The sequence below is a fragment of the Microbacterium sp. 69-10 genome, from assembly GCF_001897945.1.
Classification (GTDB): domain Bacteria; phylum Actinomycetota; class Actinomycetes; order Actinomycetales; family Microbacteriaceae; genus Microbacterium.
Genome location: NZ_MKRT01000023.1, coordinates 41,274 through 57,627, shown reverse-complemented (window position 1 = coordinate 57,627; position 16,354 = coordinate 41,274). Strand labels below are relative to the sequence as shown.

General features: G+C 71.5%; 14 protein-coding genes and 1 pseudogene. 10 read left to right on the top strand and 5 right to left on the bottom strand.

Annotation, left to right across the window (positions count from 1 at the left end; genetic code table 11):
- Together BGN97_RS10430 and BGN97_RS10425 are read right to left on the bottom strand one after the other, a co-directional pair.
- The coding region (locus BGN97_RS10430; RefSeq protein ID WP_292701014.1) for an aminotransferase class I/II-fold pyridoxal phosphate-dependent enzyme at window positions 1-841 on the bottom strand (841 nt) is incomplete at its 3' end.
- A complete protein-coding gene (locus BGN97_RS10425) occupies window positions 838-1,530 on the bottom strand; it encodes a hypothetical protein (RefSeq protein WP_292701010.1) in 693 nt (230 codons plus the stop codon). The genes BGN97_RS10425 and BGN97_RS10430, both read right to left, overlap by 4 nt.
- 120 nt (window positions 1,531-1,650) lie before the next feature.
- Here BGN97_RS10425 and BGN97_RS10420 point away from each other — a divergent pair, with 120 nt between their 5' ends.
- From BGN97_RS10420 to BGN97_RS10395, 6 genes are read left to right on the top strand one after another with little or no spacing between them, the layout of a single operon-like run.
- A complete protein-coding gene (locus BGN97_RS10420) occupies window positions 1,651-3,165 on the top strand; it encodes an ABC transporter substrate-binding protein (RefSeq protein WP_292701008.1) in 1,515 nt (504 codons plus the stop codon).
- Window positions 3,166-3,167: 2 nt separating this feature from the next.
- Window positions 3,168-4,226: an ABC transporter permease gene (locus BGN97_RS10415; RefSeq protein ID WP_292701006.1), complete on the top strand. Its 1,059-nt coding sequence runs from the start codon at window positions 3,168-3,170 to the stop codon at window positions 4,224-4,226.
- Window positions 4,223-5,092 (top strand): ABC transporter permease, encoded by an 870-nt coding sequence (locus BGN97_RS10410; protein ID WP_292701004.1) that lies wholly within the window; start codon window positions 4,223-4,225, stop codon window positions 5,090-5,092. Before BGN97_RS10415 ends, BGN97_RS10410 begins: the two co-directional genes overlap by 4 nt.
- Entirely contained in the window at window positions 5,085-6,026 is a 942-nt protein-coding gene (locus BGN97_RS10405; RefSeq protein ID WP_292701002.1) for an ABC transporter ATP-binding protein, read from the top strand. The genes BGN97_RS10410 and BGN97_RS10405 overlap by 8 nt, the downstream gene beginning before the upstream one ends.
- The gene (locus BGN97_RS10400) at window positions 6,023-6,844 is read left to right on the top strand and encodes an ABC transporter ATP-binding protein (RefSeq protein WP_292700999.1); all 822 of its coding nucleotides are present in this window, start codon (window positions 6,023-6,025) and stop codon (window positions 6,842-6,844) included. The genes BGN97_RS10405 and BGN97_RS10400 overlap by 4 nt, the downstream gene beginning before the upstream one ends.
- 1 nt (window position 6,845) lies before the next feature.
- Window positions 6,846-7,958, top strand: coding sequence for an LLM class flavin-dependent oxidoreductase (locus BGN97_RS10395; protein WP_292700996.1), 1,113 nt, complete (start codon window positions 6,846-6,848; stop codon window positions 7,956-7,958).
- Between the two features lie 19 nt (window positions 7,959-7,977).
- On the opposite strand, the gene BGN97_RS10390 is transcribed toward BGN97_RS10395, so the two are convergent.
- From BGN97_RS10390 to BGN97_RS10380, 3 genes are all read right to left on the bottom strand, one after another.
- A complete protein-coding gene (locus BGN97_RS10390) occupies window positions 7,978-8,922 on the bottom strand; it encodes an NADP-dependent oxidoreductase (protein ID WP_292700994.1) in 945 nt (314 codons plus the stop codon).
- Window positions 8,923-8,978: 56 nt separating this feature from the next.
- A complete protein-coding gene (gene hrpA, locus BGN97_RS10385; RefSeq protein WP_292700991.1) occupies window positions 8,979-13,037 on the bottom strand; it encodes an ATP-dependent RNA helicase HrpA in 4,059 nt (1,352 codons plus the stop codon).
- 106 nt (window positions 13,038-13,143) lie between these two features.
- A complete protein-coding gene (locus BGN97_RS10380) occupies window positions 13,144-13,710 on the bottom strand; it encodes an SDR family oxidoreductase (protein ID WP_292700988.1) in 567 nt (188 codons plus the stop codon).
- A 135-nt stretch (window positions 13,711-13,845) separates the two neighbouring features.
- Here BGN97_RS10380 and BGN97_RS18485 point away from each other — a divergent pair.
- The 4 genes and pseudogenes from BGN97_RS18485 to BGN97_RS10365 all read left to right on the top strand — a co-directional run.
- Window positions 13,846-13,968: pseudogene (locus BGN97_RS18485) on the top strand (helix-turn-helix domain-containing protein); the annotation flags it as partial.
- 24 nt (window positions 13,969-13,992) lie between these two features.
- Window positions 13,993-14,403 carry a hypothetical protein gene (locus BGN97_RS10375; protein ID WP_292700986.1) on the top strand — a complete coding sequence of 137 codons (411 nt, stop codon included), beginning with the start codon at window positions 13,993-13,995 and terminating at the stop codon, window positions 14,401-14,403.
- 26 nt (window positions 14,404-14,429) lie between these two features.
- On the top strand, window positions 14,430-15,362 hold the full coding sequence (locus BGN97_RS10370; RefSeq protein WP_292700983.1) for a nucleoside hydrolase: 933 nt from the start codon (window positions 14,430-14,432) through the stop codon (window positions 15,360-15,362).
- Between the two features lie 62 nt (window positions 15,363-15,424).
- Window positions 15,425-16,261 carry an aldo/keto reductase gene (locus BGN97_RS10365; RefSeq protein ID WP_292700980.1) on the top strand — a complete coding sequence of 279 codons (837 nt, stop codon included), beginning with the start codon at window positions 15,425-15,427 and terminating at the stop codon, window positions 16,259-16,261.
- The last annotated feature ends 93 nt before the right edge of the window (window positions 16,262-16,354 follow it).

Below are 16,354 nucleotides of genomic sequence, written 5' to 3'. Positions count from 1 at the left end.
AGGCGTTGAACGGCGACAGCGAGGGCCCGAGGTCGTGCACGTGCTTGGACTTGACCAGGGCTGCGAAGGCCTGCCCCTGCCCGAAGCGCTCCCACAGCACCAGGTCGCCGAACCGCCGGTACGGGGCGGTGAACTGCGGCCAGCGCGCGGGGTCGGCGCCGAAGTCGAAGGTGCCCTGATCGACGACCACCCCGCCCAGCGACGAGCCGTGACCGGAGAGGAACTTCGTCGCCGAGTGCACCACGAAGTCGGCGCCGTGATCGCCCGGGCGGATCAGAGCAGGGGTTCCCACCGTGCTGTCCACGACGAGCGGCACACCCGCCTCGTGCGCGATGTCGGCGATCAGGCGGATGTCGAGCACCTGCGCGACCGGATTGGCCACCGTCTCGGCGAACAGCGCCCTGGTCTGCGGCGTGACGGCCGCCCCCCAGGCATCCGGATCGTCCTGATCGACGAAGGTGACCGGGATGCCGAAATCGTCGAACGTGTCCTGGAGCAGGTCGACGGTGCCGCCGTAGAGCTGATCGGCGGCGACGATGTGCCCGCCGCGCCCCGCGAGGGCGAGCAGGGTCACGGCCACCGCCGCCTGACCGGATGCCACGGCGACCGCACTCGCACCGCCCTCCAGCGCGGCGACCCGCTCCTCGAGGATCTGCTGGGTGGGGCTGGCGTTGCGGCTGTAGATGATGCCCGCCTTGCGCAGCGAGAACAGATCGGCGGCCTCCTGCAGAGAGGAGAACTCGTAGGCGGCGGTCTGATGGATGGGCGGCACGGCGCTGAAGGAGGGGAGACCGACCGCGTAACCGGCCTGCACCTGCGTCGTGGCGAATCCGCCGGTCATGCTGCTGCACCCTGTTCTCGCGCAGGGACGGCCCGGCGGATGACCGGCTCGTGAACGTCGCCGGCGCGGAGGCGCTCCAGCCACAGCACGATGCTCGCTGCGACGCTGCGGTGGCTCGCGTCGTTCAGGGCGTCGTGCAGGCCGCCCACGGTCTCGATCACCTCGAGGTCCGGGATCGACGAGAGAGCTTCCGTGGCCTGCGCGAACGGGGACACGGGATCCGCCCCGCCGTGCACGGCCAGCACCGGCACCGCGATCGCGGCGAGGTCCGCCGGGGCGGGAAGGGATGCGACCACGTCTCCTTCGGAGTGGGCGCCGTGCTGCTCCGCGAGGACGCCGAGGTGCACCGGGCATGCCGTGCGCTCGGCATCCGTGGGCGTGCGCTCGGCGTCGACCACGACGCCTGCGACGATCGCCGCGTCCGCGACATCGCCGTGCGTGAGGGCGGTGAGCACAGCCGACGCTCCGGTGTCGGAGCCGACCAGAACGCGAGGGGCGTCGTCCTGCGCGGCCAGCCAGCCGGAGGCGGCATCCGCGGTCCCGAACACTCCGACCGCGTACCCGTCGGCGCTGATGCGCGATCCGAAGCGGCGGTACACCGCGGCGCTCTCATCGCGCCCGGCGACCAGCGCGAGCGTCCCTCGGACGCGGGAGGGCGGGGTGAAGACGGCGGCGGGCTCGGAACTCATGCGTTCCATCTTCGGGACACGTGCTCCGGTGCGCCTCGGATGTGTCGAACTGTTGCGTACCGTGACCTCGCGCTTCAGATCGCTTGTGGAGCCGGGGTCCGCGCTCCTAGCTTCACTGCCATGACCTCACACAACCGACTCCCTGCCCTCGCCGTGCTCGCCGTCGCGACTCTCGCGATGGCCGGCTGCAGCGCGTCGGCGGGTGCGACACCCACGGAGACCACCTCGCTCACCTGGGGCTGGCGCCTGCCGACCAGCTGGGATCCGGTCACCTCGACCGCCGGCTGGGACACCCACGCGCTCGCCCTCGTCTACGACGGACTCACCCAGCTCGACCCTGAAGGCGAAGTCGTCCCCGGCATCGCCGAGAGCTGGGACTACAGCGCCGACGGCACCGCCATCACCTTCCACCTGCGCAAGGGCGCCGAGTTCAGCGACGGCAGCCCGATCGACGCCGAGGCGGTCAAGGAGAACCTCGAACGCGGCCGCGATCAGGAGAACTCCACTCTCGCCGGGCAGCTGCGCATCGTGACCTCGGTGGACGTGAAGGACGCGAACACCGTGACCGTGCATCTGGATCAGGCCGACTACCAGGTGCCCTACCTGTTCGCAGGCAAGACCGGGTTCATCGTGAACCCCGCCGCGTTCAAGGACGTCGCCTCGCTCGCCACGCAGCCGGAGGGCTCGGGGCCGTTCGAGCTCACCGAGTACGTCCCGAACGCCCGCGCCGACCTGCAGAAGAACGACCACTACTGGAACGCCGACCACATCTTCATCGATCAGTTCCATGTCGTGCCGGTCACCGACGACGCGACGGTGGTCGCGGGCATCGACACCGGGCAGTGGGATGTCGCGATCATCCCGCCCTCGCAGGCGAAGGCGGCCGAGGGCGCGGGCCTGGACGTCGAGGAGATCAAGGCGCTCACCGTGCGGGCGCTGGACGTCAACAGCACGGTCGCGCCCTTCGACGACCAGCGCGTGCTGCAGGCGATCAGTCATGCGACCGACCGCAAGGCCCTCGTCAAGGCCGCGTACTTCGGTCGCGGCACGCCGAACTGGCAGCCCTTCCCCGACGGCTACTCCGCGCACGACAAGAGTCTCGATGACCTGTACCCGTACGACGTCGCCGCGGCCAGGAAGCTGCTCGCCGAGTCCGGGCACCCGGACGGGCTGAAGCTCGAGCTCGCGCTCAGCGAGGATGACACGGCGCTCGCCGAGGTTCTGCAGGCGCAGTGGGCGAAGGCCGGCATCGAGGTGAAGCTCAACGTGCTCCCGGCCGCGGCGATCTCGCAGAACTACGTGCAGCGCACCCATCCGCTCGTGCTCGACAGCTTCTCCGGGCGTCAGTCGCCGCTGCAGGCGCTCGAGGTGCTCTACGGACCCGAGGGGCTGATGAACCTCGGCCGGCAGACGCCGCCGGAGCTCACCGCGGCCATCGACGCGGCCCGTGCGACGCCCACGGACTCCCCGGAGTACGAGAAGCGCATCCAGCACGCCGTCGAGCTCGGCGTGAAGCTGCAGCCGAACACGTTCCTGTTCAGCTGGCCGCGCATCCTCGCGCACCCGTCGAAGGTCACCGGCATCCGCCACTGGCTCGACGTGCAGCGCTGGGAAGACGTCAAGGTGAAGGGCTGACCATGGCCGTCGTCACCGAGCCGGGCACGGAGACGGGGCCCGACGCCGGCGCGGCACCCGCCGCGCCGGCGGATGCCGGGCGCGCCGCCCCCGCACGGCATCCGCTGCTCGCCGTGGCGGGTCGCGTGCTCGCCACCGCGGCCACGGCGGCGACGGTGTTCGTGATCGCGACCTTCGCGACCTTCGCCCTGGGTGCGGCATCCGGGTCCAACCCGGCCGCCGTCGCCCTGGGCGAGGTCGCGACCCAGGCCGACATCGACCGGCTGAACCACGTCTTCGGACTGGACCGGCCCTTCCTCGTGAGGTACCTCGACTGGCTGGGCTCGGCGCTGACAGGCGACCTGGGCACCAGCTGGTTCACCACCATCCCGGTCTCGACCAGCATCGCGCAGGCGTTCCCGGTGAGTCTGTCGATCGCGACCGGGGCCACGCTGTGCGCGCTGGTCGGCGGCTCCGCGCTCGGCATCCTGGCGGCGGTGAACCGCGGCGGGATTCTCGACCGGGTCGTCACGCTGCTCAGCAGCATCGCCACCACCGTTCCGGCGTTCGTCGTCGCGATCGCGCTGATCCTGCTGTTCGGTCACGCCATCCCGCTGTTCCCGGTGGCCGGCTACGTTCCTCCGACGAAGGACGTCGGCGCCTGGCTCGCCTGCCTGGTGCTGCCGTCGGTGGCGCTCAGCCTGGACGCCGGTGCCGACATCGCGCGGCAGCTGCGCACCTCACTGGTGGGCGCCCTCACCGAGAACTACGTCATCGGCGCCCGCGTGCACGGCCTGAGTCCTGCGCGGATCGTGTTCCGTCACGCGCTGCCGAACGCCACCGCCCCCGCCCTCAGTGCGCTGGGCGTGCACGTGCCGCGGCTCGTGGGCGGCGCGGTGATCACGGAGGTGATCTTCGGGATGCCCGGGCTCGGGCGTCTGGCGAACACCTCCGCCCTGCAGGGCGACGTGCCGGTGGTGCAGGGCGTGCTGCTGGTGGCCATCGCCGTCGTCGTGGTCTCCGGCGTCGTCATCAACCTCGCCATCCGCCGCAGCACCGGAACCGGAAGGAACGCCGCATGAGCCGCTCCGACTCGTCGAGTTCCGGCGTCTGGACCGTGCGCCTCGCGCTCGGCCTGGTCGCGATCGTCGCCGTACTGGCCGTGGCGGGTCCCGCACTGGCGCCGTACGACCCGCTGGCCCAGGACACCGCGCTCGCACTGCACGGCTCCTCGCCCGCGCACCTGCTCGGCACCGATTACCTCGGCCGCGACGTGCTGTCGCGGCTGCTCGCCGGAGCGCCCGCCTCGCTGCTGAGCGCGCTCGCCGCAGCGCTCATCGGGCTGCTCGTCGGCGCCCTGCCGGGGGCGCTCAGCGCCTTCCTGCCCCGACCGGCCGAATGGCTGGCGCTGCGGGTCGTCGATGCGCTGCTGGCGCTCCCGTTCATCCTGTTCGCCATCGTGTTCGCGGCGCTGCTCGGCAACGGGCTCGTGCAGGCGACCACCGCGATCGGGCTTCTCATCGCCCCGGGGTTCTTCCGCATCTCGCGCGCTGCCACGCTGCGGGTGCGCGACGCGCAGTACGTCGAGGCCGCCACCCTGCTGGGCGCATCGGCCTGGTGGGTGCTCGGCCGGCACGCCTGGCGGCAGGTGGCTCCGACGCTGGTCGTCGCGGGCATCAGCGCGCTCGGCTCTGCTCTGCTCGCCGTCGCCTCGCTGACGTTCCTGGGCATCGGCGTGCAGCCGCCGGCTCCCACCTGGGGAGGGATGCTGGCCAGCGATCTGGGCTACCTCGCCCAGCGACCCGAGGGGCCTCTGGCCCCGGCGCTGGCCATCGTGCTGACCGTCGGTGCGCTGAACCTGCTCGCCGATGCCGTCCGCGATCGCACCGGCACAGCGCGGGTGCGGCGCCGGGCGGCTGCGAACCGGAAGGAGACCGCCGATGTCTGACGCCCTCGGACCCCGCATCCTTCTGAAGGAGGATCGCCGCTCTGAAGGACGCACGGCCCAGGATTCTCCTTCAGAATCGCGATCGTCCTGGAATCGCGAACCCCTGTCGCCGTCGTTCGACGAGGGCTCCTCCGTCCGCGCGGCCGTCGCGGGCGTGGACAGGCTGGTCATCGCAGCCGCCGACGGGACGGAGCTCGTGCACGGCGTCTCGCTGTCGGTGCGACCGGGCGAGGCACTGGGGGTGGTGGGGGAGTCCGGAAGCGGCAAGACCCTCACCTGCCGCGCACTTCTGGGCATCCTCCCCGAGGGGCTCTCCGTCACAGGAGGAAGCGTTCAGGTCGAGGGGCGCGACCTCACCGCGGCATCCGAGCGGGAGTGGCGGTCCGTGCGGGGCACGCGCATCGGCGCCGTCTTCCAGGATCCGGCGTCCTACCTGAACCCCGCCATCCCGGTCGGCGCCCAGCTGCAGGAGACCCTGCGGGTGACGGCCGGCGTGCCGCGCGCCCAGGCGCGGTCGCGCGCGAGAGAACTGCTCGACGACCTCGGCATCCGCCGCGTCGACCTCGTGCTGCGGCAGCGCGTCGCCGAGCTGTCCGGCGGGATGCTGCAGCGCGTGCTGATCGCGATGGCGCTCGCCGCCGACCCGGCGGTGCTCATCGCCGACGAGGCCACGACCGCGCTGGATGTGACCGTGCAGGCCGAGCTGCTCGAGCTGCTCGCCCGGCTGCGGCGCGAACGCGGGCTGGCGCTCATCCTGGTCTCGCACGACCTCGCGGTGGTCGCGCAGGTGTGCGAGCGCGTGCTGGTGTTCCGGGACGGCCGCGTCGTCGAGGGCGGGGCGACCTCGCGCGTGCTGCACGCGCCGGGGCATCCGTACACCCGCTCGCTGCTCGCCGCGCACGCGGCATACGGACTGGAGAGGTTCCTGCGATGACGCATGACGAAGGCCGCGGTCCGCTGCTCGAACTCCAGGACCTGTCCGTCGACTACGGGCCGGTGCGCGTGCTCGACCGGCTGTCGCTGCGACTGCGCGCCGGCCAGGTCGTCGGCGTCGTCGGCGAGTCCGGATCCGGCAAGACCACGCTGGCCAAGGCGGTGCTGCGCACGGTCGATGCGGCGAACGGACGCGTGCTCGTGGACGGGCAGGACATCACCCGGCTGCGCGGAGGCGCCCTGCGACGCTGGCGGCGCTCGGGCGCCGTGCAGTACGTGTTCCAGGACCCGCTGCGGTCGCTGGATCCCGGCATCCGCATCGGCGAATCGATCGCGGAGGGGCTGCGCATCGCGCGCATCCCGGCGGACCAGGCCCGCGAGCGCGTGGATGCCGCGGTCGAGGCCGTGGGTCTGGATGCCGAGCTGCTCACCAGGCTGCCCGCCGGGCTCAGCGGCGGTCAGCGTCAGCGCGCCGCGATCGCCAGGGCGCTCGTCGTGCAGCCGCGCCTGCTCGTGCTGGACGAACCGGTGAGCGCACTGGACGCCGCCAGCCGGGATCGGGTCGTGCAGGCGCTCATCGCCCTGCGCCGCAGCCGCGACGAGCAGCTCGGGATGCTGGTGATCTCGCACGACATCGGCTCGCTCGCCGCCCTGAGCGACCGGCTCGTCGTGCTGCACCACGGCCGCATCGTGGAGGACGGTCTCACCTCCCAGATCGTCGCGAGGCCGCAGCATCCGTACACCCGACGTCTCATCGATTCGGTCCCCGTGATCGACATCCGCCAACCCAACCGACCCGCACCCCTCGCAAGGAGCTGACATGCCCATCGAACTGCTCGGAATGATCGCCACGACCGCAGGGTCCGAGACCAAGGCGGTGGACGGCCCGGTCGTCGACCCCGCCTACGTGAAGGAGTTCTCCCGCGCCCACGAGGAGGCGGGGTTCGACCGCATCCTGATCGGCTACAGCGCCAGCTCGCCGGACGGCTTCGCCGTGGCCGCCACCGCGCTGCACGCCACCGACTCGCTCAAGGTGCTGATCGCGCACCGACCGGGATTCGTCGCGCCGACCCTCGTGGCGCGCAAGCTCGCCACCCTCGACCACCTCACCGGTGGCGGACGCGTGGCGATCCACCACATCTCCGGCGGCAGCGAGGCGGACCAGCGCCGGGACGGCGACTTCAGCGAGAAGTCCGACCGCTACCGTCGCACCGGCGAGTTCATCGAGGTGCTGCGACGCACCCTCACCTCGGAGGAGCCGTTCGACTACGAGGGCGACTTCTACCGCTTCGAGGGCGCGTTCTCGGCGGTCAAGCCGGCGACCGAGGCGGGGATCCCGATCTTCTTCGGCGGACTGTCGGAGGGCGCGGTCGAGGTCGGCGCCAACGGCGCTGACGTCTACATGCTTTTCGGAGAGCCGCTGGCCGACGTCGCCGAGCACATCCGCACGATCCGGGCAGCCGCGGCCAAGGCGGGCCGCCATGTCGACTTCAGCCTGTCGACGCGGCCGATCATCGCCGACACCGAGGAGGAGGCATGGGCGAAGGCCGACCGCATCTACGCGGAGGCCGCCGAGCTCAAGGCCCGGGCGAGCTCCGGCGACACGCTCGCGTTCGCGAGCCCGCGGCGGCGCGAGCAGCGCTCGCTGTCGGCGGACCTGCTGCAGCAGCACGCGCAGCGCGGCGACGTGCACGACGAGAGGCTCTGGCTGGGCATCACCAAGCTGATGGGCCCGGCGGGGAACTCCACCGCCCCGGTCGGCACGCCCGCGCAGGTCGCGGAGGCGCTGCTGAAGTACTACGACCTGGGCGTGACGCGCTTCCTCATCCGCGGCTTCGACCCGCTGGGCGACGTGCGCGACTGGGGTCGCGAGCTCATCCCGCTGCTGCGTGAGGGCGCGCGCCTGCGCGACGAGGAGCGCGCGGCCGCCTGACACACCGCGGCGGAGGGGCTCAGGGGATCAGGATGATCTTGCCGTCGGCGGCGTGCTGCTCGATCAGCTCGTGGGCGCGCGCCGCCTCGGCGAGGGGCAGCTCCGGACCGAGCTCCACCTGGAAGTCGCCGGCCTCGATCAGGTTGATCGCCACACCCACGGCCTCGCGCCGCCAGGCCAGCTGCTCCTCGGTGAGCGGGTCGGGGCTGCCGCCGGAGTAGGCCTGGATGCCGAAGGAGGCGGCATCCGGTCCCCGCACGATCGTCGCGATCCGGGCCTGGTCGGCGACCAGCTCGAGGGAGGTCCGGATCGCCTCGTCGGTGCCGGCGCCGTCCAGCGCGACCGTGATGCCCTGCGGGGCCGCCTCGCGGACGCGGTCGGTGAGACCGTCGCCGTAGGCGACGGGGATCGCGCCCAGGGCGCGGAGCTGCTCGTGCCGCGCGGGACTCGCGGTCGCGATGACCGTCGCTCCCCACAGCACGGCGAACTGGATCGCCGCCTGGCCGACCGCGCCGGAGCCGGCGTGGATGAGCAGGGTGTCCCCCTTGCGCACGCCGAGCGAGCGCAGCGACTGGTAGGCCGTGCCGGCCGGGATGCTGAGTGCGGCGCCCTCCGCCGAGGTGACCCCGTCGAGCAGGCGGGTGATGTTGTGCACCGGAACCGCGAGCGCGGATGCATAGGTGCCCCGGGTGTCGCCGATCGCCACGCGCTCGCCGACCGCGAAGCCGGTGACGCCCTCGCCGATCGACGTGATCGTCCCGGCGCCGTCGAATCCGACGTGGCGCGGTTCGGTGATCGGCGGCAGAGGGCGCTTCCCGGAACGCTGCTTGACGTCGATCGGGTTGACGCCGGCGGCCTCGATCCGCACGACCACCTCGCCAGGGCCGGCGACGGGATCGGGCACCTCCACCAGCCGGAGGACGTCAGGGGAGCCGAGTTCGGTGTGGACGATCGCGCGAGCCATGCATTCAGGCTAACGCGCGACAACTCGTCGGGGGCGTTTCGTCTCGCTGCGCTCGCTCAACGACCGGGAGAAGCCGAGAGCGCCTTCATGATCCGCTGCGGCGAGACGGGCTGCGCCGTGCCCAGGCGCTGCGCGAACACGCTCACCCGGTACTCCTCCAGCAGCCAGCGCACCTCCACGAGGGCGGCCGGGGCATCGGAGGCGGGCGGGATCGTGCCGCCGGCGTCCTCGAACGCCTTCGCCATGCGCTCGTACTCGGTCATGCGGGCGCGATCCTTGCCCGGCTCGTTCGCGAGCGTCTTCAGCCGGTCCAGCATCCCGTCCAGGTAGCGGGGCAGGTGCGCGAGCCGCTCCACGCCGGTGGCCGAGATGAAGCCGGGGCGGATGAGGCCGCTCAGCTGGGAGCGGATGTCGTTCAGTGGGCCGAGCAGCGCGAGCGAGTTCTGCGACTTGATGCCGCGCTCCACGTCGCGGCTCTTCGTCAGGATGCGGGCGACCAGCGACACGCATGCGAACAGGCTGTCCACGAGAGCGGCGTTCACGGCATCCCGCACCCGCCGGAACTCCGCCTCGGTGCGGATGAGGCCGCCGGGCACCTCGCCCTCGATGAGCCCGCGCACGACGGCAGTGCGGGCGTCCTCGATCAGCGCCGCCACGTTCTGGTAGGGCGACGCGGCGAGTGCGAGCTTCTCCGCCGAGGTGAGATGGTTCTGCACGTAGGACGCGGGGGAGGGCACGTTCAGCAGCACCAGGCGCAGCACCCCGTCGCGGGTCGCGGATGCCGCGGCGTCCGCCGTCGCCTCCAGTCGCACCGACACGTTCGCGCCGCGGTCGACGATGGCGGGGTAGCCGCGCCCCACGCCGCCCGCGACCTTGGTGTCGAGCACGTCGGGAAGATCGCCGAAGGTCCAGTCCGTCAGGCCGTCGCGCTCGATCGGACCTCGGGCGGATGCCGCGGCGACGGACGCGGCGTCGGGCCTGCGCGCACCCTTCTCGGGGGCATCCGGCCGCGCGATCGAGCGCGCGACGCTCTGCCGCGAACGGTCCGAGAGCCGCTGCTGCAGGGTCGCCAGATCACGGTCGGAGCCCACGACGCGCCCGCGCTCGTCGACCGCGCGGAAGTTCATCCGCAGGTGCCCCGGCACACGGTCGTCCTCGAAGTCGGATGCCGCGACGCGCTGGTTCGCGATCGGCTGGATCAGCCGGGCCAGCGACTCCTTGAGCGAGCGCTCCGGCATCCCGGCATGGTTCTCGGGGCCGTCCTGGGCGAGCTGCTCGCCCAGCTTCGCGGCCCAGTCCGCGGCAGGCACGACATGGCGGCGGACGGCCTTCGGCAGCGCGCGGAGCAGGGCGGTGATGAGCTCGTCGCGCAGCCCGGGCACCTGCCAGTCGAATCCGGTGTCGCGGATCTGCTGCAGCAGCGCGAGTGGAAGCACCACGCTCACACCGTCGTCCTCCGCGCCCGGCTCGAAGCGGTAGGCGAGGCCCAGCACCTGGTCGCCCTGCGTCCAGCGGGTGGGGAACTCGGACTGGTCGGCGCGATCCTCGTCCTCGAGCAGGTCGCTCTCGCGCATGACGAGCAGCTTCGGCGTGGACGCCAGGGCGTCGCGCCACCACTTCTCGAAGGAGCGCACGTCGAACACCTCGTGCGGGATGCGCTGGTCGTAGAAGGCGAACACGGTCTCGTCGCCGGCGAGGATGTCACGGCGGCGCTCGCGCTCCTCCAGCTTCTCCAGACGGCGGCGCAGCTCGGCGTTCGCGCGCCAGAAGGCGCTGACCCTCTTGTCGATGCGCGAAGGATCCCACTCGCCCTCGACCAGGGCGTGCCGCAGGAACAGCTCGCGCGCGCCGGCGCGGTCGATGCGCGCGAACTGCACGCGCCGCCGGGGGATGATCTCCACCCCGAACAGCGTCACCTTCTCGAACGCGACCGCGGCCCCGGCATCCTTCGACCAGTGCGGCTCGGTGACCTGCCGCTTGGCGAGGTCGCCCGCGATGGTCTCCGCCCAGGCGGGGTCGATCGCCGCGACCGTGCGCGCGAAGGTGCGCGAGGTCTCCACGATCTCGGCGGCCATCACGGCCTGCGGGGCCTTCTTGCGCAGACCCGAGCCGGGGAAGATCGAGAAGCGGATGCCGCGGGCGCCGCGGTACTCCGCGATGCGGCGCTTCTCACCCTTCTTCGGCTTGTCCTTGTTGGCGCTCCCGGCCGCGGTCCGCTCGTCCAGGACGCCGATCTGCGAGAGGAGCCCCGAGAGGATCGCGCGGTGTACGGCGTCCGCGTCGGTGCTGGGCGCGCCACCCGCGTCGGCGGTGTCCTTGGGGGCCTTCACGAGTGTGCGCAGCTGGCGGTGCACGTCGAACCACTCGCGCACACGGACGTAGTTCAGGTGCTCGCTGCGGCACATCCGGCGGAACGCGCTGGAGCCCAGCTCCCGCTGCTGCTCGCGCAGGTGGTTCCACAGCTTCAGCAGTGAGAGGAAGTCGCTGGTCGGGTCGGCGAAGCGCGCGTGCATGCGGTCGGCCTCGTCCCGCACCGACTGCGGGGCATCCGCGGAGGGGCGCTCGCGCACGTCCTGGATGGACAGGCCGGCTACGATCGGCATGACGTCGCGCAGCACGCCGGAGCCCGCGGCGGCGCCGGCGACCAGCATCCGGGCGAACCGCGGATCCATCGGCATCCGGGAGATCTCCCGGCCGATCCTCGTGAGGCGGGGCTGTCCGGTCCCTGAACCCGACGAAGGGCGCGTCAGTTCCACCGCACCGATCTCGGTGAGCAGGTCGAGGGCGGCCTTGACGCCGCGGGAGTCCGGGGGAGTGAGGAACGGGAACTCGGTGATGTCGCCGAAGCCGAGCGAGAGCATCTGCAGCACGACCGAGGCCAGCGAGGTGCGCAGGATCTCGGGCTCGGTGAATTCCGGGCGCTTGGAGAAGTCGTCCTCGCTGTAGAGACGGATCGCGATGCCGTCGCTGGTGCGCCCCGCGCGGCCCGAGCGCTGGTTCGCGGATGCCTGCGACACCGCCTCGATGGGCAGGCGCTGCACCTTGGATCGTGCGCTGTACCGCGAGATGCGGGCTGTGCCGGTGTCGATCACGTACTTGATGCCGGGCACCGTGAGGCTGGTCTCCGCGACGTTCGTGGCCAGCACCACCCGGCGGCGCACTCCCGCGACGCGCGAGCGCTCGAACACACGATGCTGCTCGGCCGCGGACAGGCGTCCGTACAGGGGCAGCACCTCGACCGGCGCGGCCTGCGAGCGATAGGCGCCGCGGACGGCTTCGGCGGCGTCGCGGATCTCGGCCTCGCCCGGCAGGAACACCAGCACGTCGCCCGGCGCCTCGCGGTCCAGCTCGCGCAGCGCCGCGACGATGGCGGTGACCTCGTCCTCGGGCTCCGCGCCGCTCGCGCCAGAACTCCGGAGATTCTTGGCCGAACCGCGCGTCGCGGCCCGGTTTCCGCTGGTTTCGTCGGATTCTTCCGGAGTTGTGGCGTCGTCCACCAGCGGGCGGTATCGGATCTCCACAGGGTACGTCCGGCCCGAGACCTCGATGATCGGCGCATGCCTTGATTCGGTCCCTGAGCCCGTCGACGGGTCCGAGAAGTGCGCCGCGAAGCTCTGCGGGTCGATGGTCGCCGAGGTGATGATCACCTTGAGGTCGGGCCGCTCCGGCAGGATGCGGTGCAGATAGCCCAGCAGGAAGTCGACGTTGAGCGAGCGCTCGTGCGCCTCGTCGATGATGATCGTGTCGTAGCGGCGCAGCAGCCGGTCGCGGTGGATCTCGTTGAGCAGGATGCCGTCGGTCATCAGGGCGATGCGCGTGGCATCCGACACCTGATCCGTGAACCGCACCTTGTAGCCGACCAGGTCGCCCAGCTCGACGTGCAGCTCCTCGGCGACGCGCTCGGCGATGGTGCGCGCGGCGAGCCTCCGCGGCTGGGTGTGCGCGATGCGCTCGCGGCCCAGCTCCAGGCAGATCTTCGGAAGCTGCGTGGTCTTTCCGGAGCCGGTGGCGCCGGCCACGATCACCACCTGATGGTCGCGGATCGCGTCGGCGATCTCCCCGCGGGCGGCGGAGACCGGCAGCTCCGGGGGGTACACGATGACGGGCGAGGACATAGCCCTCCAGCCTAACGCGCCCTTCGTCTCGCTGCGCTCGCTCAGGAACCGGCTTCCGAACCGGTCCCTGAGCGAGGAACGCAGTGACGAGACGAAGGGTGTCGGATCAGAAGTGCGTGCCGCCGTCGATGCGCACCTCGGTGCCGGTGATGAACTTGCCGTCGGCGCTGGCCAGCATCGCCACGACGCCGGCGACCGACTCGGGTCCCGCGAAGCCCTGGCCGATGGCCGGGGCGAGCTTCATGAACAGGCTCATGTCGGCATCCTCGGGGAGGCCCGGACCGACGCTCTGCTTGCTCTGGCCGGATCCGTCGGTCATGCCCGACGAGATCGAGCCGGGCTGGACCGAGGTGAAGCGGATGCCCTGCTTGGCATACTCCGCGGCGAGGGCATGGGTCATCGACTGCACGCCGCCCTTGCTGGCCGCGTACGCCGCCATGTAGGGGTGCGCGAACATCGCCGAGGTGGAGCTGAAGTTCACCACGGCGGAGTCGGTGCCCTCGAGCAGCGCGGGGATCGCCTCGCGGATCATCAGGAAGGTACCGACCAGGTTCACCTGGATGACCTGCTGGAACTGGTCGAGCGTCGTCTGGTCGGTGTGCGAGGAGCGCAGGATGCCGGCGGCGTTCACCAGCACGTCCAGGCCGCCCAGCGCGTCGACGGCTGCGGCCACACCGGCCTTGGCCGATGCCGGAGCCGCCCCCGGTGACGAGTGCGCGGCGACCTTCGTAGCGGTTCATGATGATTCCTCTCCTCGGCGGGTCCGGGATCGGATCCGTCATGATGCTCGGGCAACCCCCGGCGGGTCCTGGATCGAATCCGTCATGATGCCGCCGCGCTGTTCGCCCACCACGGCGTCGCGCAGGTCACCACCGCGCAGATCGCGGATGCTGCCGGCGTCTCGCTGCGCACCTTCTACCGCTACTTCGACACGAAGGAGCAGGCCGTCGCCCCGGTGCTTGAGATCGGGGCCGCGCGCTGGCATGAGCTGCTCGCCTCCGCCGACGGCGAGGCCCGCGCAGCGATCGTGGCGGCGATCGACGAGGTGCTGACCGTGGACGGAGCGGATGCCGTCGAGCAGATGCTCGGCATCCGGCCGCTCCTGCGCGCACTGCCGGACGACACCGAGCTGCGGGCCGTGTGGCATCGGGTGAATCACGACTCCGAGGAGCTCATCTGCGGCATCATCGCCGAGCACGAGGGATGGGCATCCGATCGGTTCCATGCGCGGCTGCTCGCGGTCGCCGCCACCGAGGCGATCCGCATCGGCCTGGAGGAGTGGGCGGCGTCCGAGGCCGGCACGATCGGCGCCGGTTCGCCGGCGCAGCTGGCGCGGCTCGCGTTCGACGTCCTCGCGCCGCAATAGAGGTCCCGGCCGGGATACTGGATGCCATGCCCATTCCCGTGATCCTCGACTGCGACCCCGGCCACGACGACGTCTTCGCGATCTGGCTCGCCGCCGCGAACCCCGCGATCGACTTGCGCGCCGTCACGACGGTCGGGGGCAACGGCCTGCTGGAGCACACCACGCTGAACGCGCGCGTCGCGCTCACCGTCGCGGGTGTCGACGGCGTTCCCGTCGCACGCGGCGCGGCCGGCCCCCTCGCGGGCTCGCTGCACCCCGCCGAGGACATCCACGGCGCCAACGCGCTGGGCGGACCCGTGCTCCCCGAGCCGACCGTGCCGCTCGACGAGCGGGACGCGCAGACGCTCATGCGCGACGTGATCCAGGCATCCGAGGCGCCCGTCACGATCGTCGCGACCGGGCCGCTGACGAACATCGGCCTGCTGGTGCGCGACCACCCCGACCTGATCCCCGGCATCGCGCGGGTGATCTGGATGGGCGGCTCCACGACGCGCGGCAACGCCACGCCCTACGCCGAGTTCAACGCCCTGACCGACCCGGAGGCCATCGCGCTGGTGCTCGACAGCCGTGTGGACTTCACGATGGTCGGGCTGAACATCACGCATCAGGCACTCGTCACCCGCGAGGTGCGCGAGCGCATCGGGCGGATCGGAACCCGCACGGCGGCGTTCGGCTCGGAGCTGCTGGAGTTCTTCTGCTCCACGTACGAGGTGGCCCAGGGGATGCCCGACGGGCCGCTGCACGACCCGATCACCGTGGCGATGCTCATCGACCCGGCGGTGGCGACCACGGTGCGCTCACACCTCGACATCGAGGTCGACGGGACCCACACCCGCGGCGCGACCCGCGTGGACCTGATCGACGCACTGGGCGCCGAACCCAACGCGACCATCGCGATGGACCTCGACACCGACCGCTTCTGGACGCTCGTCGAGGAGGCGGTCGCCGCGCTCGCCTGAGGCCGCGGCATCGGGTGGACTCCATCATCGCACCTGTCATCACAACCCCGTACGCTGGAGCCATGACGACTCCCACGGTTGAATTCAACGACGGACACAGCATCCCCCAGCTCGGCTACGGCGTCTTCAAGGTGCCGGCCGACGAGGCCGAGCGCGCGGTCAGCCAGGCCTTCGAGGCCGGCTACCGTCACATCGACACCGCGGCCATCTACGGAAACGAGGAGGGCGTCGGCGCCGCCATCGCGAAGAGCGGCATCGCCCGCTCGGAGCTGTTCATCACCACCAAGCTGTGGAACGACCGCCACCACGACGACGAGCCCGACAAGGCCATCGCCGAGAGCCTCGAGAAGCTGGGTCTCGAGCAGGTCGACCTGTACCTGGTGCACTGGCCGACTCCGGCCAAGGACGACTACGTGCACGCCTGGGAGAAGATGGTCGGCATCCGCGAGCGCGGCCTCGCCCGCTCGATCGGCGTCTCGAACCACCTCGTCCCGCACCTGGAGCGCATCGTCGAGGCGACCGGCGTCGTCCCCGCCGTGAACCAGATCGAGCTGCACCCCGCCTACCAGCAGCGCGAGATCACCGACTGGGCCGCCGCGCACGGCGTGCTCATCGAGTCGTGGGGTCCGCTCGGCCAGGGCAAGTACGACCTGTTCGGCGCAGATGCGGTGGCATCGGCTGCTGCGGCCACCGGACGCACCCCGGCCCAGGTCGTGCTGCGCTGGCACCTGCAGAAGGGCTTCATCGTCTTCCCGAAGTCGGTGCGCCCCGAGCGGATGGCCGAGAACATCGACGTCTTCGACTTCGAGCTGACCGATGCGCAGATCGCCGCGATCGACGCCATGGACCCGGGCGACGGCTCGGGTCGCGTCAGCGCCCACCCGGACGAGGTCAACTGATCCCTTCCCGCCGTCTCCGGCCACCCGCCGGATGACGCCATGTTTCGACTGCATGACGCCCCGTGTCGCTTCCCGTGACGCGGGGCGTTCTGC